This is a genomic window from Paenibacillus sp. LS-5 (genome assembly GCF_056121505.1).
Genome location: NZ_JBWAVA010000014.1, coordinates 17,659 through 41,553 on the forward strand (window position 1 = coordinate 17,659; position 23,895 = coordinate 41,553).

Sequence of the window (23,895 nt, forward strand, 5' to 3'; positions counted from 1 at the left end):
GGAAGTGATGGATTATATTCTTATTCTGATGATTAATTACGGGGGGTACTGGAATGACTAATGACAACATTCGCAAGCCTGAAGGGTTTGTCGAGGAGAAATTATATGTACTCCCGGAATACTGGATGAAAGAACTCGAACAGGAGGAACTGACTTCCTCCTTATTTATTACGGACATTGGATACTTCCCTAATGCCGAGTATCATTTCAGGGAACGGCTGGAAGGCAGTCCGTCGCATATATTCATCTTTTGCGAAGCAGGAGAGGGCTGGATTGAGTTGAATTATGGAGAACGAATGAACCTGCAGCAAGGTGACATGATGATCATCCCTCCTGATACCGCTCACCGCTACGGGGCAATGCAGGAGAGACCATGGAGTATCTATTGGTTTCATTTTAAAGGCAGCCATGCGAATAGATTGGTGAAGCTGTTTGGTTTGTGTAGTGCACCGCTCTCCTTATCACCAAGTGGTAAGGCTCGTCTAATTGAATGGTTCATTCCGACCTTTGAAATATTGGCCGAGCGGACTTATGCCCTGACCACCCATGTACATGTGGCCCAGACTGCAAGGCAGCTGCTCTCCGGAATCGGATTAAATACGGGGAAGTCGGCACAGGAGAAGAAGCGCGAAACTTATTTGGAGCAGGCGATCCAGTATATGAACGGGCGTATGAGCAGCTCCATTTCTCTCGCGGACCTGGCTAATCATGTCGGGGTATCCAAACAGCATCTAATCTATTTGTTTAATTCCGAGACTGGCGTCTCCCCGATCGAGTATTTTTTACGGCTCAAAATTCAGCGGGCAGGCCATCTTCTGGATCTTACCGAGCTTAGCATTAAAGAAGTCAGCTCTGCCGTGGGTATTAATGATCCCTATTATTTCTCCCGGCTCTTCAAGAAGATTTCGGGCTTCTCTCCCTCCAGTTACCGAAAAATCCCGAAAGGCTAAACTCCAGTCAGAACAAGTCTTCGGCCAGGTACCCGTCGAATCTGGAAGCCATCAAGACGCTAAACCCTAGAATTAAGGAAATTCTCGACCTGCTGGCTAAGCACTATGCAGAAGATCATCTTATTGAAGATTCAGTTCACCAGATTATTTCACGAGGCAATTCGCAAGCTTCTATGGTGTCACTCCTTCCAAATTCCGAAACCTGCATGCGCAGTGATATAACGAGAATAAGAAAAAGCCTGCAATCACAAGTTAGTGATCGTCAGGCTTTGTTTATTTTGTGATATGAACTGAATGGGCTTCAAACTTTTGTTCACCACTCAACATCTTACATGCTTGCGTTTGAAACCGAGCCTTCCTTTGTCGACTGCCTTTTGAATGTTTTCGTAAGCGTGAATAAATTTGCTCTTGGCCTTATCCTGATTGACTTCTACCGGACCTACAACCCTCGCTGTCTCACACGCCTTATCATGAAGAGGCAAATAGGATACCGCCACGGTGTACAAAAAGTTGTTCATCGCGTATTTGGTGCGTTCTGGAGATTCATGAATCGTATGGGTCACGACCTCAAGCATACCGGCAATTTTGCTTTCGGAAAATTCATCGTCCGGCCGGTTGCCCAGCAGCCAGCAATAACAGCTCCAGCCCGCTGACATTCGCAGCTCTTCACCGCTTGCGATCCATTTATCGGCAACTTCTTGAGCAATATCCGATTCGGCTAACGTTACTGCAACTACAAAATCAGACAGCATATAAAAATAGGCTCCATCCATCCACCTGTCATAATCAGCTTCCGTCATGGCATTAGGATCGGCAATGATGCCGGCAAAATACATAGCATCGTAATTCCCTGTGGCATACAGTTCCTCAGCCAGAGGCTGATTGATTTTGATTTTCTTGAAGAGAGGCTTCATTGCACCAGTGGCCACGCCAAAAAGCGGTTCCTGCGCGCCATTCGAGCTGTATATTTTCTTGGTCCGTTCCTTGCCAAGTGCTTCAAGCTCCTGCATAACCATCTCTGCATTCATTATGTTCACCACCCCATTAGCTTTTTAATGTGGGCCGCCAGTTTTTCCGCCGCTTTGCTGTGAGTGATCCGGGAAGGGTGAAAATCGGCTGCGTATCCGTCTTCTTCCAGCTGAACCTCAAACCTCATGGAGGTAATATTGCTATCGCCTGTTTCCCGTGTATAGTGTTCTACTGCTTGTTCAACAAAAGGAAACAGCCTGTCCCCCATGATCCCCAGAGTACACAGAATTGGAGCATGAGGATTGCACAGTCCGACCTTTTTAAGAAATTCCAAATATTCTTCAGCATATTCTATTTGCTTGCCGGTATCCTCTTTGGTGTAAGAGTCATCGTTCGTACCCAGATTAATGACTATCAGATCTGGCACAAACTTTTTGAAATCCCAAGGCAGGTCTTGGGGCAATAACCGGTCGTCGAATTTCCCCTCAGACTTGCCCACCTTTTCATAATAATCAGGGAGAAGGTGCGTGGTAAGCTTCTCGTCATTATCCGTATAGCCTGTAATGATGCCGTACCCGCTGTACGAGACCATGCTGTAATCAGCCTCAAGCCGCTGCGCGGTCAGGTACGCATAGGCTTTTGTAACATCTTCTGTAGCTGTGGAAAAAGAATGCAGTGCTTCCTCATCATCAACGCCATAGCCGCATGTAATGGAATCACCAATGAATTCGATTGTATGTAGTTGGGGAGGAGTGGGCTTAATTCCATCTGCAGCATCGACAGTGATCTCTTGAATTCCTACCGTGGACATTGCAGCCTCTGATAGTTTGGTGATCCTTATGGTAACCTCCTGCTCCGTATCGCTCTCAAATACTGTGTACGATTTCAGCGGCTTATCTACTTGATCGTCTATCACTCTTCTTCCGTTTACGCTGATACCGATTCGGGCCAAATTATTACCGGTTGAGGCGATAGCATCGCCTTTTAAGGTGATCTCCGCTTTGGTGCCATGGAATGAAAATTCCACACCGCCGCCTGAGAGTGCCAGCCACAGTACATCGTTGTAATAGTGAGTCCGACCGATTATTTTCACATGTGTTTCGGTCGCTTTAAAGCATTGAGTTGTTAGGGGCATTATGAACCTTCCTTCGCAGCTAATATATTAGTAAGAGTAACAAAGGTACTCCCTATTTTCAATAAGACTCACCGCCAGGACTACCGCGCGGAATCAAAAAAACTCCTTAGTCCGGATGCTATCGCCGAACGGCTTCGCTATTCCAGAGGGAGTTATTTCGATGAAGGCCTTCCGCATTTGACCGGGCGCGGCCCGGGTAAATGCGGAAGGGGAGGCCAAGCGTTAGTTACCGGAGGCTGTTCTTCGGCAAACCGCAATATTGTGCTATCCCCTTCGCAAGATTACTGTAGATATTGCTAATCTCCTTGATTATGATGAAGATAACAAGAGCAATATTACATCAGTAAAGGAGCTTCTAATGAATCATAAACTTACAGCACCTACTCCTCCGCTTGGCTGGAACAGCTGGGACTGCTACGGAGCAGCCGTGACAGAAGAGGAAATCCGGGGCAATTCGCAGTATATGGCGGAGCATCTGAAAGCCTTCGGCTGGACTTACATTACCGTCGATATCCAATGGTACGAACCCTATGCAAATTCCTCCCAATACCGGCCGTTCGTCCCGCTCGTGATGGATGACTATTCCCGGCTGATGCCTGCCGAGAACCGGTTCCCTTCCGCAGCGGACGGCCAAGGCTTCAAACCGTTAGCCGATTATGTCCATAGTCTTGGACTTCAATTCGGCATCCATATCATGCGCGGAATTCCGCGGCAGGCTGCTCACGCTGCCACCCCGATCTTAGGCACAACTGCGACCGCACGCGACATTGCGCATACGAACTCTATCTGCCCGTGGAATACAGATATGTATGGTGTGGACGCCTCTAAAGAAGGAGCCCAGGTGTATTACAATTCCCTCTTTGAACTGTATGCAGAGTGGGGTGTTGACCTGGTTAAGGTGGACGACATCGCTGCTTCTAGGCTGTACGACACCCATCAGGCGGAGATCAGCCTGATCTCCAAAGCAATCGAGCAATGCGGCCGGCCTATGGTGCTGAGCCTCTCCCCAGGACCCGCTCCGGTGGAATATGCGTCTTTCTTCACCGAGCACGCCAACATGTGGCGGGTCACGGACGATTTCTGGGACCTATGGCCGCTTCTGCTGGATATGTTCGACCGCTGCCGGAAATGGCAAGGTGAACCCCAGGCCGGCTGCTGGCCGGATTGTGACATGCTGCCGCTTGGGCACATAGGCATCCGCTCTGTGGATGGGGGCGGGGAGGACCGCTGGACCCGGTTCACGCGTGACGAGCAGTTGACGATGATGTCACTCTGGAGCATCTTCCGTTCTCCGCTCATCTTTGGCGGCGAACTGCGGGACAATGATGACTGGACACTATCGCTGCTTACCAACCGTGAGATTCTGCGTATGCACCGCGAGAGCCACGGGGCCAAAGAAGCGCTCTGCAAAGAGGATCATATAGTCTGGACAGCCGAACACACCGATGGTACCCGCTACGCTGCCGTATTCAACATCGGTGAGAACACGCTGCAGTTGGAACTGGCCCTTGAACAGATCGGCCTGAGCGGTGCATCTGCCGGCACCGAGCTGTGGAGCGGAATGCCCGCCGAGCTCGCCGCGGGTGTGCTGCGGACCACTGTGCCGCCGCACGGGGTGCGGCTTTATAGCTTCATGTATAGCGAATGATATGGAACAAGCAAATTCCCGTACCGGATTTCATCGGCACGGGAATTTGCTTGTTGATAGCTCTCGATGAAGATCAAGTCTTCCACATCCTACCATTCTTCTACTTTATTCCTAGAAGATTTGAACAGGTGCTCCGGAAACTTTGTATATTTCCTGGATGAGTTCTGTGGTGATAGCCGCCGATTCGGCATCTATAAACGGTTTCTCACCGATCTTACATGCATTAAAGAAATCGGCGCATAACTTTGCAAACAGCTGGTCATTATCCGCCTCAGATCTCATCATATTCTCTCGGCCAGGCAGCGTGCATTCTAGAATTCCCGTGAAATCTGCTGTAATTGATCCATGGGTTCCGGAGATCTCAATGGTTTCACGGCTCATTCCTTTGCAGGCGGTGGAGGCTTGAATCATACCTACTGCCCCGTTTGCATATCTTACGGTTGCATAGCCATGGTCTTCTGTCTCAATGGAATGCCGGAGCCGGAACATCTTCGCATCCAGCACTTTGGTATAGCCACCACACAACCACTGTACTAGATCAATCAGGTGGGCCCCTTGCTGTATGAAGGGACCCCCTCCATCCTCGTCATAAGTTCCATGCCAGGAGTCGTAGTATTTATTACTGCGATAATGTTTAATAGAAGCGTCCACACACAGGATGCGGCCCATCTCTCCAGAATCCATGATCTGTTTGATAAGTTGCCAGTGATAGGAGTACCTCCGCATATAAGATACCGTCAGTACCACACCACTTGCCTTGCAAGCCTCCATCATCTCCTGCTGGCGGTGAGGCTGGATGTGCAGCGGCTTCTCACATAAGCAGTGTAGCCCACATTCAGAAGCTGCAAGAACATTATCATAATGTGCCCTATTAGGCGTACAGATCATTGCGGCGGTTGCCCCGCAACGGGCAGCGGTATCCGCTATGGAGGTGCCATATATCTTAATGTCATGCTGATCCGCAAATGCGGCTGCCCGTATCAGGTTCCTTCCCACAACGCCTGCAAGCGTTATATATGGCAAGCTACGGAGAACTTCGATATACGTCTGACTGATTATGCCGTGACCTATCAGCAGAATCCTGTGCTCCATCAGTTCCGAAGCTTTCCGAAATAATGCTGAACAGTCTTGTATGCCAGCTTCGGACGGCGATAACGGTCTACAATTCCTTTACTGTTCTGGGTACCTGCACGTGTAATTAGCCAATCCGTACCCTCGGTTACCCGGCAATCAGAGAACTGCCAGATCAGCATTCCGGATAAATATGGCTTGCCCACATAAGCCGCGAGATTCTGTTCAATGATCAATGCCTGGCGTTCCTCGGTGCCTCTAACTTCAAGAGGATCACGCAGCCCATAATAGCCGTCAGCCCCGAACTCACTCATAATCATCGGCTTGCCAAGGCCTCCATTCTGATCCGCCCACTTTCTTGCTTCATCACAAAGAACACCCGGGTCTTCGTCTGTATACCATCCGGGATACAAATTGAACGATACGATATCTGCAAGATCAAAGCACAGCTCGCGCTCGCGCTGATGCGACGCAAAGGTTAATGGACGGCTTGAGTCCAAAGAACGTATCTGTTCAAGCTGCCGTTGATAATGTACCCGCCCTTCTTCCAAATCGCTGGCACATTCATTTAGAACCGCCCAAATGATAATCGAAGGATGATTAAAGTGCTGCTCTACCATCTCTCGGTTTACCTGCTCACACTGGTGAATGAAATTCGGATTTCTCATCTGCTCTATGCTGAGCCCGCGGGCATGATTCTCCTCCCAGACCAGCAAGCCAAATTCGTCACACAAATCCAGAAACCTTTCATCATTCGGGTAATGGCTGGTTCTTACCGTATTGGCGTTCATGTCTCTAATTAACTCCAGATCTCGGATCATTAATGACACAGGAAGTGCTGCTCCAGCCATAGGATGATCTTCATGCCGGTTGAAGCCGCACAGCACAACAGGTTCCCCGTTCAATAGGATGGTCTCGTCCTTCACAGCGACCGTTCTGAAACCCACACGTTCGTATAGATCGTCGGATGCAGCTTCATCTCCGGTATACAGATGGACAACAAGCTCATATAGATTAGGAGCGTCGCATGACCAAGATTTCACCTTCGGGAACAAATACTCCTTACTGAGACTGACCGATACACCAGGATCCATCCATACACGACCAAAGGCCATTTGATAACCATCTAAAGTCCCGGTGACATTCACTTCTTGTCCTTGGGATAATGGATTGGAGAGTATCACAGAAATCTCCGCATTCCATCCATCGTTCCCAAGATAAGGCCGGAATTTCACCTGTTCTATAAAAGATCCCGAAAGAAGCTCCATGATCACAGGGCGGATTAACCCGCCGTAGGTATAATAATCATTCGGTACATGCAGCGAAGAGGCTTCACTAAAAGAATTATCTACTAATAGGGTAAGCTCATGAATACCCTGCGATACTTCTGGAATCAGTGCGGTAAATGCCGTATAGGCGTTGTAATGCTCTGCAATAAGGGTACCGTCGAGATAGACTTTGGCGGTATGACTCACTCCCTTGAAGGTTAGGCGCAATGCTCCGTCAACATTCACTTTTATGAAGCGGCGATACACACCTTTACCCCGATAGGAGGCGAAGTCCGGATGTTGCTCCCAGCAGCCTGGTACCGGTAACCGATGTGAATATATGGCTGAAGAAGGATCTATCGCAGATGAATCCAGTGGAGCAAAATCCCAAAGCCCCTCTAGTTCTTCAGAAAATCGAACATAGTGTGTTCTGAATAATCTTTCCATAGTTACCCCCTATTTCTATTTAAGTTGGCCCGCTACGGAATTTGTCCCGATATTGGGTAGGTGTTTGCTCCTTCACTGCCGCATTTACAGCAGCATCTTTGGACTAAGGATAGCCGAGATTTGATTCATCGACTGAACGGACTGCTTCCGTAAAATATTTGACATGTAGAGACTGAAGGCAATCGAAAATGCAGCAATCAATAGTGTGATCAGCGCAGAATAGCGGAAGAATATTTTCCCGTTAACCGATTTAATTCGCATGAATTAGGTATACCACTCCGGCGGCGGCCCTGAATCCGACTTCTTCTCCTTCTCCCGTGCCAACTATACATCCGGTTGTTGTGTCTGTTACGGTTAATGCTCTTCCTGTAGACACACAGCACCAGCCGCCATGTTCTGCTGTAATGACCGCTTGACGCAGATGGCCCTGCTTCCATTCCATATCCACTGTATATCCCCCTCTGGAGCGTAGTCCCTTAACCTTACCCTCTACCCACAAATCGGGCAAGGCAGGAAGCAACCGGAGAACACCGTTATGCGATTGAAGCAGCATTTCGGCAATGCCTGCTGTGTACCCGAAATTCCCGTCAATTTGAAAAGGAGGGTGCGCGTCAAAAAGATTAGGATAGACGCCCCCGCGGTGGTAATTCAAATCCTGTCTGTCCACAGGCTGCAGCAGGTTATCGAACAGAGAATATATCCGGTTGCCGTTGCCAAAACGGGCCCACAGATTGATTTTCCAAGCCAAGCTCCACCCGGTGCCTTCGTCACCGCGCATCTCCAGCGACTGTCTGGCTGCTTCATTAAAAACCTCCATCCCCTGTTCCATCAACCATTCTCCGGGATAAATTCCGTACAAATGGGATACATGGCGGTGATGGACATCCTCATCCGCGAAGTCTTCGCTCCATTCCTGCAGCCTTCCCCCCTCTCCCACAGACAACGGCCATAAACGATCCAGCACTTGCTGCAGCTCTAACGTGAGATCATCTTGAAGGCCAAGCTCATCTATCGTTCGCAGGCAGTTTATGAACAGGTCCTGAATCAGCATTCGATCCATAGTAGAAGCAGTACTCACACCGCATAATGTTCCGTCCGGCAACCGGAAATTATGCTCCGGTGAAGTTGACGGCGAAGTGACTAGTTCTTTGCGTCCATTCTCTACAAGCCAGTCCAGAATGAACAATGCAGCCTCCTTCATTAGAGGGAAGGCCTTATCCCGCAGATAGTCCTTGTTAAGGCTGAATTCATAGTGCTCCCAAAGATGGCGGCATAGCCACGCCCCGCTCATCGGCCACAGCGCCCATACGGGATCGCCTTGCCCGTAATCACCCACCGGTGCAGTCTGGCACCACACATCGGCATTGTGATGGGCAGCCCAGCCCCGTGCACCGTAATGTATCTCAGCAGTCTTCCTGCCGTTCTGTGCCAGATTTCCGATATACTGCAGCAAGGGTTCATGGCAAGATGCCAAATTGCAGGTCTCTGCCAGCCAGTAATTCATCTGTGCGTTAATATTCAGTGTCCAGTTACTGCTCCAGGGAGGGCGTACCTCATTATTCCAGATTCCTTGAAGATTGGCTGGCTGAGATCCGGGTCTGGAGCTGGCAATCAGTAAATAACGTCCATAATGAAACAAAAGCTCCAATAGCTTAATGTCCTTCGCTCCGGATTCACGTATTCTTACATCAATTGGACGCTCCTCTATCCCGGTTTCTCCTCCTAGAGTCAGTTCCATCCTATTAAATAAATATTGATGATCTGTGATATGCCGTTCCCGCAAACGGGTATACGAAGTTCCGGCCACATGTTCAATTGATTCGGCCGCGCGCTTAGCTACTTCCTCTACGTCTCTTCCAGGCATCTTGTCAAATCCGTTGAAGCTTGTGCATGCACTTAACAATAATGTGACTGCATTCGCATCACGGACATGAGTTGCGCCGTTAACCACGGTTACAGTCCCGCCTTCCGCTATCACCTGGAGACATGCAGCAAAGCGCATGGAGGGACTGGTGTCCGGCTCGCCATACAGGATCGGCCGTTTCCGGTCATTGTAGTTGGGCTCCACATGCTCAGGGGCAAGTCCTTTAAGAACAAGACGTCCAGGCTCTGCACTTACGGTGTGCCGGAGCTTGCTGCCCAGCCCTGCACGGAAAGTAAGCATTCCTTCATCCGCCGCTTCCAGGCGGATAACCATAATACCATCAGGATAGGAGGCAAACACTTCGCGCGTGTAAAGAACCCCTCCAATGGCATATTCGGTCCTGCAAACACCAGTCTGTAAATCCAGTGCTCGGGAATATTCTTCAGCAATGTCCCCATGTTCAAATTGAAGATACAAATCCCCGAGTGGCAGATAAGACTGATTATAAGGCCCCAGCATTTGCTTCGACAGCTGAGATGCTTGCTCATATTCACCTTCTGACAACAGCGCTCTCACCTGGGGAAGAATATGAATAGCATCCCGGTTATTCGTATCTCTTGGATATCCGGACCATAGTGTATCTTCATTTAGCTGGATACACTCGGTCTCAATGCCTCCAAATACCATACCTCCCAGACTCCCATTTCCGACAGGCAATGCTTCCGTCCATTCCGAAGCGGACTTCAAATAATTCAGCAACACCATTAACACTCCTTTGTAATAATGTTAACGCTTTCAAATTAAAGTAAATAAATGGTTATTATTGATATTAAATGAGAAATAACAGAATTATAGTATTTAATTACCGACTTCCACTATTGCCTTGATTACCCCAGACTCTGGTTTTAGCCAGCTGCCGAATTCATTGATCATATCCCCTAAAGCACAGCGGTGGGTAATATAGCCGTTCATATCAACATAACCTGCAGAGATTGCATCCAGTACACGATCGAAGTCTTCCTTAGTTGCATTTCTGCTGCCCATTAAAGTTAGTTCACGGCTATGGAAATCCGGGTCGTTAAAGGTAATGTTACTTTTGACCAGCCCGACATACACGAGCGAACCGCCATGCGCCACCAGGCCGAAAGCGTTAGCCATGGATATTGCATTACCCGTAGCATCAATGACGACAGAAGCAAGGTTGAAGTCTGTGACTTCCTCCAGCTGCTCCTTAGGATGTTGAGACGCATTTATCGTATGCTTCACCTGGGCCCAGGACCTGCAGAAAGCAAGCCGTTCCTCGTTCACATCCATCGCGATCACATTAGCTCCGGCATATCGCGCAAGTGCCATTACACCCAGTCCAATCGGTCCGGCTCCGATAACCAGAACAGTGTCATCCGGCACAAGTCCCGAGCGACGGACCGCATGGGCCCCAATGGCCAGCGGTTCCAGCATTGCAGACTGATCCAGGGTTAGTCCGTCTGTCTTGATCAGATGCTCCACGGGAATGGAGACCCTTTCCCGCATGCCTCCGTCAATATGAACGCCGAATACTTTCATATGCTTGCAGCAGTTAGTTTTACCGCTGCGGCAGGCCGAGCATTCCCCGCAATGCATGTAAGGCACAATACTGACCTGATCTCCACAGCACAGTCCGGCATCATTGGCGCCTATGTCCTCTATGATCCCCGACAGCTCATGACCCAGAATACGAGGATAGGTGAAATAAGGCTGATTGCCTTGATACGCATGCAGATCCGTTCCGCAGATGCCGATCCGGCAGATTCGGACAACCGCCTTTCCTTCTTCAAGAATAGGTTCCTCCAAATCATTGCGGAAGGTAAACTTGCCGATCTCTTCACAGACAATGCCTTTCATTATAATCCTCTCCCTTCACTGTGGAATGGAGATTCATTGTATTCCGGTCTGCCACTCACCCAAGTTTTGTTGTGGACCGGTTCCAGTATCTCCAAGACCTCTTTAAGCAGGACACGATCCAACGGCTCGTCGGTCCAAGCAGCATTCTTTATGATATTGTCCGGATTGGCCGTACTGACCAGGGTAGTAGGAATCCCCTCATGTTCAGTTGAATATTGAACGGCCAATTTCGCAATGTCAGCACCTTGAGAGGCACAGTACTCTGCGGCTTTCCGGCAAGCCATCTTCAGTTCATTGCTTGCTGGATGCCAATCCGCTGTCTCGCGGGTGCTCAGCAGTCCCATGGACAGCGGCGAAGCATTAACCAGCCCCACTCCTCTTTGATGGAGCAGCGCCAGAAGATCGAGCAAAGAGGTGTCATTTAGTGAATAATGACAATAGGAGAGAATTGCATCAACTTCAATCTGCGGCAATAAGGTCGTGAAGAGCTGCAGAGGCAGACCGCTGATTCCGCAGAAGCGGATCTTGCCTTGTTCTTTCAGCTTGTGGAGTGCAGGTACAGCTTCCTCAAGAATAATCCCGGCTGGCACGAACTCGATGTCATGCAGATACAGAATGTCCAGGTAATCCGTGTTCAACCGCGCAAGACTCTCTTCCACACTGCTGAAGATTCTTGCCCCACTGAAATCAAAAGTGGCCTCGCCGTAACGTCCTGCCTTAGACGAGAGCAGAAACTTGTCACGCGGTAACTGCTGAACCGCCTTGCCCAGTACAGTTTCAGCTTTGGTAAGACCATAATACGGTGATACATCAATATAATTAATACCTGCGTCAATGGCCGCATGCACAGTTCGGATGCTCTCTTGGTCATCGGTCTGACGGAATACGGAGCCCAAAGACGATGCCCCAAAGCTGAGAGCCGAAACATCCAGTCCAGTGTTTCCCAATTTACGATACTTCATTATAGAATCACCCCATCCTTAAATATGGATATTTCCTTGAATCCTTTAATTCCCTTCAGATAACCTAACCCACTGTCTCCATGACAGGCTCTCTTTCCCAGCGCATAAACCAAATGGCCACTTCACTGGAGAGACCTTTCCAGCCTTTTAAAGATCGCCCCCATAACTTCTCTTCATCTAGTAACCGCCCGGCTATGTCTTCCATTGTTGCTCCAGCTGACTCTACCAAATCCCATATTTCCGCCATTATCTTCAGCGCCGAAGCATCATCTCTGACCGTATAGGCCTGCTGAACCAGGCTTATTCCGGTATAAGCGCCATCCTCTGCAGGTTTCACCCGATAATACCGCAGCAATCCAGCTAAACCGAGCACCAACTGCTCCGGAATAGGCATATCCTGTTCCATGTAATATGTTAACGAAGGAAGCAGACGGACGCGGAACTTGCTTAAGCTGTTCATAGCGATATCACTCAGCCGGTGACTGATGTAAGGATTCGCGAACCTGTCGAATACCTCTCCGGTATAAGAACGCAACTCATCCGCAGAGTACGGAAGCGTCGGAATGATCTCATCCACAGCAACCTCACGGACCCTGCGGCCCCATTCCCCGTGTTCGAGCAGTTCTCGCACATGATCAACTCCGTGAATAAGTCCAAGTGGAGCCATCCAGGTATGGGCACCGTTTAATAGTCTGACTTTACGCTCACGAAATGGCTTCAGATCGTTCGTCCAGTGCACATTAAGGCCAGCCTTGCGGAATGGAAGAAGCTCCTCAAGCTCTGGCTCCCCCTCTATCGCCCACAAATGATAGGGCTCCGCTGTACAGAGCAATTCATCCCGCACTCCCCACTCTCTAAACCAGGTTTCAGCCTGAGCCTCTTCCGGATAACCGGTCACGATCCGGTCGACCAATGAATTCAGAAAACGGTTATGCAGTTTTACCCATTCCCGGAAGGCTTGCGGCAGGTTCCAATCCTCCGCATATTGCAGTACCGCTTCCCGCAATACGTCACCATTGTGTTCCAGCAGTTCACAGGGAAGGAAGATCAGCCCGTGCTCCGCTGAGCCTTGATAAGCTTGATACCGCAGATACAATATATAGGCAATCTTACCAGGAAAGGAGAGGATAGGGCCTTTGCCCAGAGGCTCCGCCTTATATACCAGACCGGCTTCTGTCGTATTGGAGACTACAAGGGCAAGCTCCGGGCTAACCGCGAGTTCAGTCAGACGCTCCCATTCTGTATAAGGATCAAAAGCCTGGGAGAATACCGTCACGACCTCCTTCCTGGCTACAGACGCTCCGTTCTCCAGACCGCGTATAATCAGAGTGTACAGTCCATCTTGGGCAGCCAGCTGTTCAAGAAGATCTTTACCAGAGGGACGCGGCTGAACCACAGCAATACTTCCTGCAAACAGTTTTTGCCTGCGGCATTCGCCAATCATCCAATCGAAAAATCCGCGTAGAAAGTTGCCCTCTCCAATCTGCAGCACCGTCACCGGCGCTTCCAGCAAATCTTCATATCTTTGCTTATCTTCACCTTGTAGCACCGTACTCTTCAGCTGTTTCATAGTTTGTAGAACTCCTTCGCGTTGCCGCCAAATAAACGGTCGTATTCTGTGCTTCCCCATCCTGCCGGGAGCGCATTCAGAACAATTTCTATGACCTGGCTATATTCGGCAGCCAGCAGGCATACCGGCCAGTCGCTCCCGAACATCACCCGGTCCGGTCCGAATAACTCCAGAACCCGGCTAATATATGGTATAAACTCTTCTTTCGCCGAGCTGTCCTGCCCTGCTTCCGTAACCATTCCGGATAATTTGCAATAGATTCCGGGGAATGAAGCTATTTCAGCTAAATGTGTGGACCAGGGTTCCAGCTGACCGCTGTAGATTGGAGGTTTGGCTAGATGATCAATCACGCCACGCAGCCCAGGTACCAGCCGCAGCAGATTCACCACCGGCTCCATTTGCTGAAAGGTAAGCAGCAGATCCACAGGAACTCCCTCCGCCGCATAGCTGCGAAGCGCATCTACAAAAACTGGCTCCAGAATACGGGAGGCATCCGGCATATCCTGTATCATGATCCGGAAGCCCTTGAACTTGGGGTGACGCCGTAATTCTTCATAGTGCTGCCTGTGATCACTGCTGAACAGATCCAGCCAGCCCACGACACCGAGCACTGATGCATTCTGGTCTGCAAGCGACAGAATATATTGAGTCTCTTCCAGTGTCGGAGCCGCCTGTACAAGTATGCTTCCGTCGATTCCATGTTCTTTCAGAAGTGGCTCGAGATCGACCGGTATGAAATCCCGGTATAATTGCGGCAGTTCTGGCGTAATCCAGCCATAGTCTCCCCGGTCAATTTTCCAGTAATGTTGATGAGCATCAATACGCATCCGGTATCCACTCCTTTTTTAGGGAGATCAATTTATGTTATGAATTAATCTATAAAACCATTGTATATCAGATCTAAATAGTAATGTAATCGCTTAACCTTGCATTTTTATAACAATATTTGATATTATTCATCTGTAATTTGTATCTGCGAATTGAAGGAGGAGCTCTTGTGAAGCCGTTCCGCAAACCCTTTACCGGTGATCCCTTATTCCCCTTTGAAGTAGTTCATAAAACTGTGAAGAAACAGGATAATGAACTTCCCGACCATCTTCATGACCGTTATGAACTCGTCTATGTGCATCAAGGTAAGGGGACCTTCTTTATTGACAATACATGGTATGAGAAAAAAAGCGGAGATCTGTTTATCATTCCTGGCAATACCATACACCATTCCCTGCCGGACAACGATAACCCAATTATCTCTTCAGCACTGTACTTTGCCCCCACCCTGTTTGCTACAGATCCTTTGGATGATTTGTACACCCATCTCTTATGTTTCGATTACGCGCGCAAGAATAAGTCCTATAAACTTGAACTGCCCAATGTTTTAAAATCAATTACAGAAGTATCTATGGAGGGAATATCCGGGGAGATGACGGAACAAAGAACCGGCTATCATCAAGCTACCCGGCTGATCGTCTGCCAACTCCTCCTGCAGATCAACAGATTCATATTGTCGGGGGAGGGCAACACTAACGAGGATTCACGGATGGCCCCTGCCTGGATCATTAAGGCTTTAAAGGAGATTGATGAACATCCGGAACGTGAGATTGGTCTGCTCATGCTGGCGGAACGGGCTAATGTGTCTCCGTCTCATTTCTCTCGGGTATTCCGACAATTGACTACGATGAACGTTACTAACTATGTCAATGCCAAACGAATTATCCGGGCCAAGGAAATGCTGATTTACAGTGATAAGAATATAAGTGCAATCGCCGATATGTGCGGATTTGATACACCGACACATTTTTATCGTGTATTTAAATCGCTGACAGGAGTAACACCAAATACATACAGGAGAAATTTTCGGAAAACTTTATAAAAAGTCCGCTGGCATCACTCCTTATTCTCAGGTCCATGGCTGAGCCCTCTATAACACAAAGTCAACGGTAACCTCTGTTCCATCGCTAAGTATTAATTGAAGATGTTTGCCGATTTCATCCTGTTGCACATCCGCTTCATATCCATTAACCAGGGCCCGGGTCCAAGGAAGTCCTGCACTTAATTGGATGACATTATCCTTCCTGCTCGACTTCAGTATCACTTGTACCCTCCCGGCGGAAAGATTCCAGGACAAGGCCTTGACTTCAACCCAAGTTCTAGCCATAAGTCCATGTATAGAACCCGATTTCCAATCGGGGGGCAAAGCGGGAAGCACCTCTATTACGCCGGTATTCGAGAATAGGAGCGCTTCATTAATGGCTCCAACCGTACCGAAGGAGGTATCCGTGCAGTAGCAGTTGCATCTTCTGTTGGAATCATGATCTGTCATCAAGGAGGTGTAATAACCAGCAGCCCTCATCATCGGAAGCAGCGAAGAGAGTACCCCTTCACCATTTTTCAGCCTGGCTTGAACCAGCGCCTTATGCATCCAGCCATGCCCCGCAGTATCATCCTCGGTGTTATACCTATTCCTGTTTGCAATCGCCGTCTTGGCAGCCCGGGCCAATCCCGGATTATTTTGCGTTTCATAGGCAGGCCAGGCTGCATAGAGATGGCTCAAATGACGATGGTTGTTGTTCTCCGTATATTCATTCATGCTCCACTCGCATAAGGCACCATCCGAGTCATATTTATAATCCGGAAGCTGCTCAAGCAATGCTTCCCACTTAGCTACTGCAACTTCATAGCCTTCGCGCTTGACTACCTTTTCCATAGAGATGACCATAGACAGACCATCCCGCGCTGCTGAAATATCCATGGTGGCGTTAGCCGTAATTGTGCTGTTATAACCAATGGGATGATTCTCGGGAGAATACGCTGGAAGGATCATGTATTTTTCCCCCGGATTCAGTGCAGTCTTACCAGGCTGATGGCACGCATGTCCATCTACATCCGAATAGTACTCCGGCGTGCAGATCTGCTGCCAGAAATTCGCCTGCTTGGTAAGCAAAGGGAGCAGGATTTCCTCTTCCAGATCCAGATAGCCTCTATCTTTGATCCGTGCGAATTCCTCTTCGGTTAATCCCCCATCCTGAACACTTAATACCGTTCTCAAATCATTGAACCGCATGTGGTCCTGAACCGGTATCTGCCTATTGCCGTAACACTGCCAGTACTCGTAGATGGGCAGAAGACACCAGCTTGCCCCTGCGTTCCAGTATTCAAAAGGGTAATCATTATCATATTCGACATGCATTCCCCGGTCGCCATCCGAGTTAACGGAAATCTGGATTGCATCATGCATACCATACGCCATCCGGGCATTGCATTCGAAATCCGGGGTATTCCTCAGGAAGAAAGCAATATATCCGGGCTGTGCTTGTGTTAAATGTCCGGTGTTTATGGAAGAAACCTGCAGATTCACATTGGCATCCAGTGTATAAATCCCGCGCCAGCCAGGATTCCACTCCCCGGTCCACATTCCATACAAGCGCGGTGCACTTGTACCACTACAGCAGATCATGGCATACCGTCCTTGGTTGTACACTTGCTCCATAAACGCATGATTGACTTTGGATGGCTCTGATCGTTGTACATGGATTAAGGTCAAGTTGTCTGAGTCCTTGTAATGCGTATCGTGCCCGATATTGAAGGTTACTGCATTAAATTCTGCTGAATGCTTCCGGGTATGGGAAGCGAGGGCTGCTTCATAATCCAAGTCACCGTCTGGAGCTTTATATTTATGAACGACTGCGTTAGTGTCTTCAAATAGCTCGTCTACAATATTGTAATGGGCCATTGCCGCAAAATCTTCGATTCTTCCCATAGAATGAGTTCTGCTTAAGCGTGTAATCAGATATACGGCATCAGCATCTTTTATAAGAATGGCCGGATTTGCTTCTTTGCCAACATTGATCGGTTCATGGCTGTCAGACATCAATACTCTTTTTCTGGTACCGTTTACAACAACAACCTGAGTCAGGCATGCGTATCCGCCGTAAGCCAGTTCACTTCCCTGGAACGATGGGTAATGGGCCACCTGAGCGAGATACTCCGCACCGGGGTTCACCAGTTTTTTATATTGCAGCCCCGTCAGCTCGTTGTGGCCTTCGTTCGCTCCGCTCATTACGGAGATGTCGTCAATGGAGAGGGTCATGTTAATCTTTACACCAGTAGAAGAAGCGGAGATCTTGGTAAATGAGACATTATCCTCCCGGGAAGTAAAGGATGTGCGTATCCATTCCCCATGCCCATCGCAATAGCGTACTCCTGTCTCCGCTGTTTCATAATTTGTCCATCTCTCGTAACCGGTCAAATTCCCTTGGGGGAGGATGTTGAAACGGAGCTGGTGCCCGGGATGGTAGCTGTAATAAAAGGTTCTCATCCTTGTTGATCCGGTCTCATCCGTAATCTTCCACTGATCATTCCGCTTAAAAACATTTTGTCTGGCATCATTCAGCTGCCCCGTCAATTCTTCCGGAATCACTCTTGGATCCTTGGAAGGATAGTTAAACCACATATTTTGAAAAATAAAACTGTCCCTATACGGCGAGCCAGATGTAATATACCCGTTCTCCCCATTTCCGCTTACCATCCCCTCCCGCCACGCATTTCCAGGATGGACATCAGGAACCTCTGTATAAGAGTTAGCATAATTTCCTTTCTTGTACATGCGTGTTGTTGCAGGTAGACTGTTCATTTGGTATCCTCCTCTGTATGCGTGCAGCCATAACATTCCACTTGAAATTCTGTAATAATTATATCAATGGGGGCTTAGATTGGTTATCCTAAGAGATGACAAGGGAGTGGAATGAATGTCGCATTATTACAAGGAGAGAGTCTGTGAGAATGAATTTACCCAACATTAACATCGAAAATCTGGATATCAAGCTGAACCTTGGTTCAATGGTATTGAACGTGTTGTATGTAAAATTCGGCTATTTCCACAGCCCTATGCCTGAGCACAGCCACAGTCAAGGAACTTACGAGTTGCATTATATTCCAATTGGCCGGGGTATTCTGAATGCTCAAGGAAACCGTTATGCCCTCTCGCCCGGCACGTTATTTGTAACAGGACCCGATGTCGTTCATGAACAGATTCCCGATCCGGAGGACCCGATGGCGGAATACTGCATCTTTTTTGAGATGTTACCCGGCAACTCCGTTTCTCTGAACGTCAAGAATTCCTTTGTGATAGAACCTTTTCTCCCAGAGCTACTAATGTCTACTCCATTCTGGATTGGACAAGAGGGCGGGAAAATGCTCGGATTGTTTGAGATGCTTGCTGAAGAGCTTTCCCTCCAACAGATCGGAGTCCATCATATGGCGACCAATATTCTTGAGATGATTGTGATCTGTTTGATAAGACATTATGGAGAGCATCATGTCACCCTCCCATCCTTCCCCCTGAAGACCCTTGATGATAGCAGACTGCTTATGATTGAGAACAGCTTTTTGTACCATTACAGTTCCATTACCCTGCAGCAGCTCGCCAGCCAATTAGGGCTGAGCACCAGACAGACAGAGCGGATGATTCATAAGCAATACGGGATTCCCTTCAAAGACAAAAAGCTGCAAGCACGAATGAGTGCTGCCTCACGGCTCCTGCTCACAACGGATACTTCTATCAGCGTAATCGCATCAATAGTGGGCTTCGCCACACCTGAACAATTCAGTAATGCGTTCAAAAAATATTATGGAATTACAGCCACTCAATATAAAAATAAATGCTGAACTTAAGCTAAAACCTCCTTTGCTTCGCCAGTGCCGACAAAACGATGAGAGACGGATACGCCATTTCGTATGAGAACAGCGATGTGCTATTGCCTACTGCCTTCAACGGCCCGCCTACAAAGACTATGCAATCCTCCTGGGAGCAGTTGACGACGATGGAGAAGGAAACCTTCACCAAGATGAAGTCACCGAATGGTACAAACCAGCTTCTGAAGCGTAGTGAAGTGTGCTAAAGTGAGAAAGAATAGGAGAATAGCTAACCGATTCTTATCGTTATTCACGAAAGGAGATACAACATGATTGAGTATAGAAAGGCGAAATCGAACGAACGGGAAAAACTTATTGATCTAGCCAACTTCGCATTTGATCAAGATATAGGATCACTGCTTCCAAAAGTGTACAACCAGGAATTCGATCTTTCGTCACTTCATAAGGTTGCCGTAGATGATCAGGGTTCGATCCGTGCGCAGGTAGCCGTACTGCCCGAGACCTTAAGAGTATGTGATTCCACACTGCGGGTAGGATTCGTAGGTATTGTATCTGTGCATCCAGGGGCACGTGGTGAAGGGCATATGAAAGAATTAATGAACTTATGGCTACATGAGATAAGTGATACCTGTGATATAGCTGTGTTATGGGGTCAGCGGCAGCGATATGAATATTTTGGATTTACTGTTGGGGGCATGCAATACAAATATATCATTGGGGATGCCAATGTCAGGCATGCCCTGAAGGATGTAGATACAGAGGGTCTGTCCTTTAGTCCACTGTTCGATCTTGAAGGGGGCCAGGGTTTTGCTCATAGGGTTCATTCAAAGCAGCTTGCATATGTAGAACGTGATATACAGCAGTTACCTTTAATTTTCAGCTCTTTTCAACAAAATGCTCTCGGTATACTAGATAAAGACAGACTTATCGGCTATATGATTGTAAATGGAACTGGTGATGAAGTTTCAGAATTGATGATGGAAGATACGAGTGATATTGAACGTACGGTTAAGGCTTATATGAAACATCTGGGAATAGATAGAATAACAATTCGCACATCTGATTATGATACCGCTCTCAATCCGAGCCTTGGCAAATTTGCTGAAGAGTATGTGATTGAGCCAGCTCACATGTATAATGTTTTTGATTTTGCCAATGTATTAAAGGCATACTTAACGCTAAAACATCAGACGATTGGCCTTGAGCCGGGAGAGTTTTCTGCCATACTAGATGGGCAACCAGTCACCATATGTGTTGATCCTAAGGGTGTAACGGTTGACCGGAGTGCAACACCTGGCGCAGTTATACTAAATAAGGAACAGGCGCAGACTCTCCTTCTTACCCCACACGGCCGATTCCTGAATGTATCCGCACCCGCAGGTTGGTTTCCGCTTCCGTTATACTGGTCCAAGGTGGATTTGTTTTGAATACCGTTCTTTTTTATGAAAAAACGTAATGAAGACAACAAAGCAGCGATTATCCTGTACTGGAGAATCGCTGCTTGTGACTCGGTTATACTGTTGAAAAGGGCGATGCAGGCAACCCTTCCCGATTATACAGATTGGCCGTATCCGGATTATCTGCCCATGCGTACCTCACTTGAGCGGGATCAGGAATCTCATCATGCCAGACAACAACACAATCATCTTCAATACTAACGTTAGCCCAGATGAAGGGTTGACCAACTCCGGCAATGGCGAAATGCTTAAGTGTATCTCCGTTGTTAGCGACTAAGCCCCCTCCAGTATTACTAAAGTGAAGGATCATTCGTTGCCCAACCTTTTCCGCGAACTGGAACAGGGGACCTGAAGCCACTAACGCATCCTCTTTATAGACTACCCTCCGGGCTGCGATTGCGAGCCTGTAACCAATATCTTTCTTGTTTACCGGATGGATATCATTCGATTCTCCAATATCTATAGCTACTGCCATTCCTGTCATGGGTACGGCAAGTGTCTTCCGCTGCACCTCCCTTAGCTTCGCCCATTGGCTTTCGGCAGGACTATCTGAAGGCTCCGAAAAGTTGGGCAACTGCACATACAGGAAAGGGAGATCATCCATGCCCCACTTTTCTCTCCAATCGGCAATAAGTGTCTGAAACAGACTCTCGTATAATTCGGGATTGTTCAAGTTGGATTCCCCTTGGTACCAGATGATACCTTTGAGCGAATAAGGGGCAACTGGAGCAATCATGCCATTATAAAGGCCCGCCGGACGCCACTGGACAAAAGAAGGCGCAGGCATCGGACCACACTTGACTCCAATCTGATACTGCCAATCACCGCATAAATCGAGACTTCTTTCCCCGATCTGAAGACAGTAAGGCTTGCCTTTATAAAATCCGCCTTTACCGGAGACATTGACTACTCTTACGACAATCGTATTGCCCCCTCTTTGCAGAAGACCTTCTGGTATACTGTACACTCTTGAAATATACTGGCTTGTCAGAGCTCCAATCTGAACCCCGTTGAGATAAACGGTATCTTCATCCACCACATTGCCGAGCTCAAGCATCGCTGGAAGCCCCAGTTCACCAGAGTGAACTTCGAATTCCTTCCGGAACCACACACTGCCGTTAAAAGAGCCTAAGCCCTCTTCTTCCCAATAGGAAGGCACTGGAATAGAAGACCAATCTGAAGCTTTGAAGGCCGGATCATAATAAGGCGTTCCGCCGACAGCTAAACCTGCGTCATTCTGATTGACGTAGCCGTACCACTGCTCTTGATTGACTTGATCTTCTTGCGCCAATGACTCCAGGTACTTCTTGTCCTTTAGCTTCCGTAACTCCTCAGCAGCATCCGGAAAAGGAGCAAGGGCTTCCTCGCTCATAAACGCTTCAATCGGTGCCCCGCCCAAACTGGCCTGGATCAGCCCAATCGGCACGCCGTTCTGCTCATACAGCTTGGCTGCAAAGTAGTATGCCGCAGCAGAGAAATTCATGATGCTTACAGCATCAGCCGCTTCCCATCTTCCAGATTCAATATCAGCACACGGTTGTTCAAAATTATATACTACCGGAATCAATAATTGCCGAATCGCGTCATTCCCCGCATTAGCAATATCTTCAGGAAATGCTTGTTGAAGCGAAACCATCTTCATTTCCATATTGGATTGGCCAGAACATAGCCATACATCGCCCAGCAGAATATTCACGAGCCTGAGACGTTCCGTTCCGTCCCTGGACTCAATGATCATCTCAAAGGGCCCACCCGCATCTCCGGTCTGAAGACTGACTTGCCATCGTCCATCCATCGCCGCAATCCCGCTGTAGATCAGATCCTTGAACCGGACATTGACCACTTCTCCTGCCGATGCCCATCCCCAAATCTTGACACACGAGTTCCGCTGTAATACCATGCCGTCACCGAAAAGACTCGCCAAACGGATCTTTTTTAGGCTCTGCATAAGCTATAACACTCCTTTTATATCGAACGGATTAATTAAAAGCTCTATGTTTCTTCACTAATTTGCTTTACCATATTTATAATATGGCATTTAACAATAGAGATCGGTTAAGAACGGAGAAGCATTCAATGAACTACGATTTCAGCGAGCGTTCCATTATTAAAGGGAATGGTTATAAGCCTCCAAATTCACACAAATGGGGACCGGGTGTCCGCGATGTTTATGCCCTGCATTATATTGTAAGCGGTAAGGGCTATTTGGAGACAAGCCATACCACTTTTTCTTTGATGACAGGCGAGAGCTTCATGATATTCCCTGACACGGAAGTCTATTATTATCCTGACCCGCAGGATCCGTGGGAGTATTATTGGATCGAATTTAACGGACTTGAGGCCTCACGCCTTTTGTCGATGATTAATATTGCTGCTGATCATCCGGTCCTGAAGGCCTCACCGCAAGATTTCAAACCACTTTTTCATAGGGTCAACAGTGCTGCAATAGAGCCGTTCGAACGAGAGCGTTCTGATGCAGGTCTACATTTGTTATTGTCTTATTACATGGAGCATTACCCTAGTGATAAAGTTTTTTTCAAAAAGGACTATGTACTCTCAGCAAGAGATTACATTGAAAGCAACTTTTGGAAGCCTTCATTATCTGTTTTGGATGTTGTTGAATTTGTGAAGATTGAGCGCAGCTATTTGTTCCGGTTATTCAAGGAAGAAAACGGCATCTCCATTTCTGGTTATCTTACCGCCTTCAGAATTCAGCGTGCCTGCGAATTATTGACAAATTCCCAGTTATCGATCAAGTCATTGTCCTATTCCGTTGGCTATCAGGACCCGTTGTATTTTTCGAAAATATTCAAAAAAGCAACTTCATACACTCCGTCACAATACAGAAAAGCACACTGCCCGGCAAATAATGCCCATTACGCCATAAAGGAGCAACCTGCGTCAGGCAGTCATGATATTTCTGTCTGATCTAAACTTAGCGAAACAGCACACAATTCCCGGATTCCCGGAAATATTTTATCAATTGCTCAATGGGGCCGCGACCGCATTTCAGTTGCTCGC

General features: G+C 48.0%; 19 protein-coding genes. 7 read left to right on the forward strand and 12 right to left on the reverse strand.

The window, feature by feature from the left end; genetic code table 11:
• Positions 1-53 precede the first annotated feature (53 nt).
• On the forward strand, positions 54-950 hold the full coding sequence (locus AC0MA3_RS19050; RefSeq protein WP_474657313.1) for an AraC family transcriptional regulator: 897 nt from the start codon (positions 54-56) through the stop codon (positions 948-950).
• A gap of 320 nt (positions 951-1,270) precedes the next feature.
• On the opposite strand, the gene AC0MA3_RS19055 is transcribed toward AC0MA3_RS19050, so the two are convergent.
• Positions 1,271-1,978, reverse strand: coding sequence for a DNA alkylation repair protein (locus AC0MA3_RS19055; protein WP_474657314.1), 708 nt, complete (start codon positions 1,976-1,978; stop codon positions 1,271-1,273).
• 5 nt (positions 1,979-1,983) lie between these two features.
• Positions 1,984-3,054, reverse strand: a complete 1,071-nt coding sequence (locus AC0MA3_RS19060; protein WP_474657315.1) for an SGNH/GDSL hydrolase family protein — start codon at positions 3,052-3,054, stop codon at positions 1,984-1,986.
• Positions 3,055-3,412: 358 nt separating this feature from the next.
• On the opposite strand from AC0MA3_RS19060, the gene AC0MA3_RS19065 reads away from it, so the two are divergent.
• Entirely contained in the window at positions 3,413-4,702 is a 1,290-nt protein-coding gene (locus tag AC0MA3_RS19065; RefSeq protein WP_474657316.1) for a glycoside hydrolase family 27 protein, read from the forward strand.
• Between the two features lie 111 nt (positions 4,703-4,813).
• Here AC0MA3_RS19065 and AC0MA3_RS19070 read toward each other — a convergent pair whose 3' ends face one another.
• The 8 genes from AC0MA3_RS19070 to AC0MA3_RS19105 all read right to left on the reverse strand — a co-directional run bounded on the left by AC0MA3_RS19070 (position 4,814) and on the right by AC0MA3_RS19105 (position 14,592).
• Positions 4,814-5,794: a Gfo/Idh/MocA family protein gene (locus tag AC0MA3_RS19070; RefSeq protein ID WP_474657317.1), complete on the reverse strand. Its 981-nt coding sequence runs from the start codon at positions 5,792-5,794 to the stop codon at positions 4,814-4,816.
• A complete protein-coding gene (locus AC0MA3_RS19075; RefSeq protein WP_474657318.1) occupies positions 5,794-7,488 on the reverse strand; it encodes a glycoside hydrolase family 2 protein in 1,695 nt (564 codons plus the stop codon). Before AC0MA3_RS19075 ends, AC0MA3_RS19070 begins: the two co-directional genes overlap by 1 nt.
• Positions 7,489-7,572: 84 nt before the next feature.
• On the reverse strand, positions 7,573-7,749 hold the full coding sequence (locus tag AC0MA3_RS19080; RefSeq protein WP_474657319.1) for a hypothetical protein: 177 nt from the start codon (positions 7,747-7,749) through the stop codon (positions 7,573-7,575).
• Positions 7,739-10,117, reverse strand: a complete 2,379-nt coding sequence (locus tag AC0MA3_RS19085; RefSeq protein ID WP_474657320.1) for a glycoside hydrolase family 95 protein — start codon at positions 10,115-10,117, stop codon at positions 7,739-7,741. The genes AC0MA3_RS19080 and AC0MA3_RS19085 overlap by 11 nt, the downstream gene beginning before the upstream one ends.
• 93 nt (positions 10,118-10,210) lie before the next feature.
• Positions 10,211-11,233: a zinc-binding alcohol dehydrogenase family protein gene (locus AC0MA3_RS19090; RefSeq protein WP_474657321.1), complete on the reverse strand. Its 1,023-nt coding sequence runs from the start codon at positions 11,231-11,233 to the stop codon at positions 10,211-10,213.
• Positions 11,233-12,195 (reverse strand): aldo/keto reductase, encoded by a 963-nt coding sequence (locus AC0MA3_RS19095; RefSeq protein ID WP_474657322.1) that lies wholly within the window; start codon positions 12,193-12,195, stop codon positions 11,233-11,235. The genes AC0MA3_RS19090 and AC0MA3_RS19095 overlap by 1 nt, the downstream gene beginning before the upstream one ends.
• Positions 12,196-12,259: 64 nt before the next feature.
• On the reverse strand, positions 12,260-13,765 hold the full coding sequence (locus tag AC0MA3_RS19100) for a tagaturonate reductase (RefSeq protein WP_474657323.1): 1,506 nt from the start codon (positions 13,763-13,765) through the stop codon (positions 12,260-12,262).
• The gene (locus tag AC0MA3_RS19105; RefSeq protein ID WP_474657324.1) at positions 13,762-14,592 is read right to left on the reverse strand and encodes an amidohydrolase family protein; all 831 of its coding nucleotides are present in this window, start codon (positions 14,590-14,592) and stop codon (positions 13,762-13,764) included. Before AC0MA3_RS19105 ends, AC0MA3_RS19100 begins: the two co-directional genes overlap by 4 nt.
• Positions 14,593-14,762: 170 nt before the next feature.
• Between AC0MA3_RS19105 and AC0MA3_RS19110 the strand changes: the two genes are divergently transcribed.
• Positions 14,763-15,635, forward strand: a complete 873-nt coding sequence (locus tag AC0MA3_RS19110) for a helix-turn-helix domain-containing protein (RefSeq protein ID WP_474657325.1) — start codon at positions 14,763-14,765, stop codon at positions 15,633-15,635.
• A gap of 48 nt (positions 15,636-15,683) precedes the next feature.
• Here AC0MA3_RS19110 and AC0MA3_RS19115 read toward each other — a convergent pair whose 3' ends face one another.
• Complete coding sequence (locus AC0MA3_RS19115) at positions 15,684-18,395, reverse strand: glycosyl hydrolase family 95 catalytic domain-containing protein (protein WP_474657326.1); 2,712 nt, start codon at positions 18,393-18,395, stop codon at positions 15,684-15,686.
• 149 nt (positions 18,396-18,544) lie between these two features.
• Here AC0MA3_RS19115 and AC0MA3_RS19120 point away from each other — a divergent pair, with 149 nt between their 5' ends.
• The 3 genes from AC0MA3_RS19120 (at position 18,545) to AC0MA3_RS19130 (ending at position 20,844) form a co-directional block, all read left to right on the forward strand.
• Positions 18,545-19,429: an AraC family transcriptional regulator gene (locus AC0MA3_RS19120; protein WP_474657327.1), complete on the forward strand. Its 885-nt coding sequence runs from the start codon at positions 18,545-18,547 to the stop codon at positions 19,427-19,429.
• Between the two features lie 44 nt (positions 19,430-19,473).
• Complete coding sequence (locus AC0MA3_RS19125) at positions 19,474-19,662, forward strand: hypothetical protein (protein WP_474657328.1); 189 nt, start codon at positions 19,474-19,476, stop codon at positions 19,660-19,662.
• Between the two features lie 63 nt (positions 19,663-19,725).
• Complete coding sequence (locus AC0MA3_RS19130; RefSeq protein ID WP_474657329.1) at positions 19,726-20,844, forward strand: GNAT family N-acetyltransferase; 1,119 nt, start codon at positions 19,726-19,728, stop codon at positions 20,842-20,844.
• A gap of 85 nt (positions 20,845-20,929) precedes the next feature.
• Here the strand turns inward: AC0MA3_RS19130 and AC0MA3_RS19135 are convergent, their stop codons facing one another.
• Positions 20,930-22,822, reverse strand: coding sequence for a sialate O-acetylesterase (locus AC0MA3_RS19135; protein WP_474657330.1), 1,893 nt, complete (start codon positions 22,820-22,822; stop codon positions 20,930-20,932).
• Positions 22,823-22,884: 62 nt separating this feature from the next.
• Here AC0MA3_RS19135 and AC0MA3_RS19140 point away from each other — a divergent pair, with 62 nt between their 5' ends.
• Positions 22,885-23,802 (forward strand): AraC family transcriptional regulator, encoded by a 918-nt coding sequence (locus AC0MA3_RS19140; protein WP_474657331.1) that lies wholly within the window; start codon positions 22,885-22,887, stop codon positions 23,800-23,802.
• The last annotated feature ends 93 nt before the right edge of the window (positions 23,803-23,895 follow it).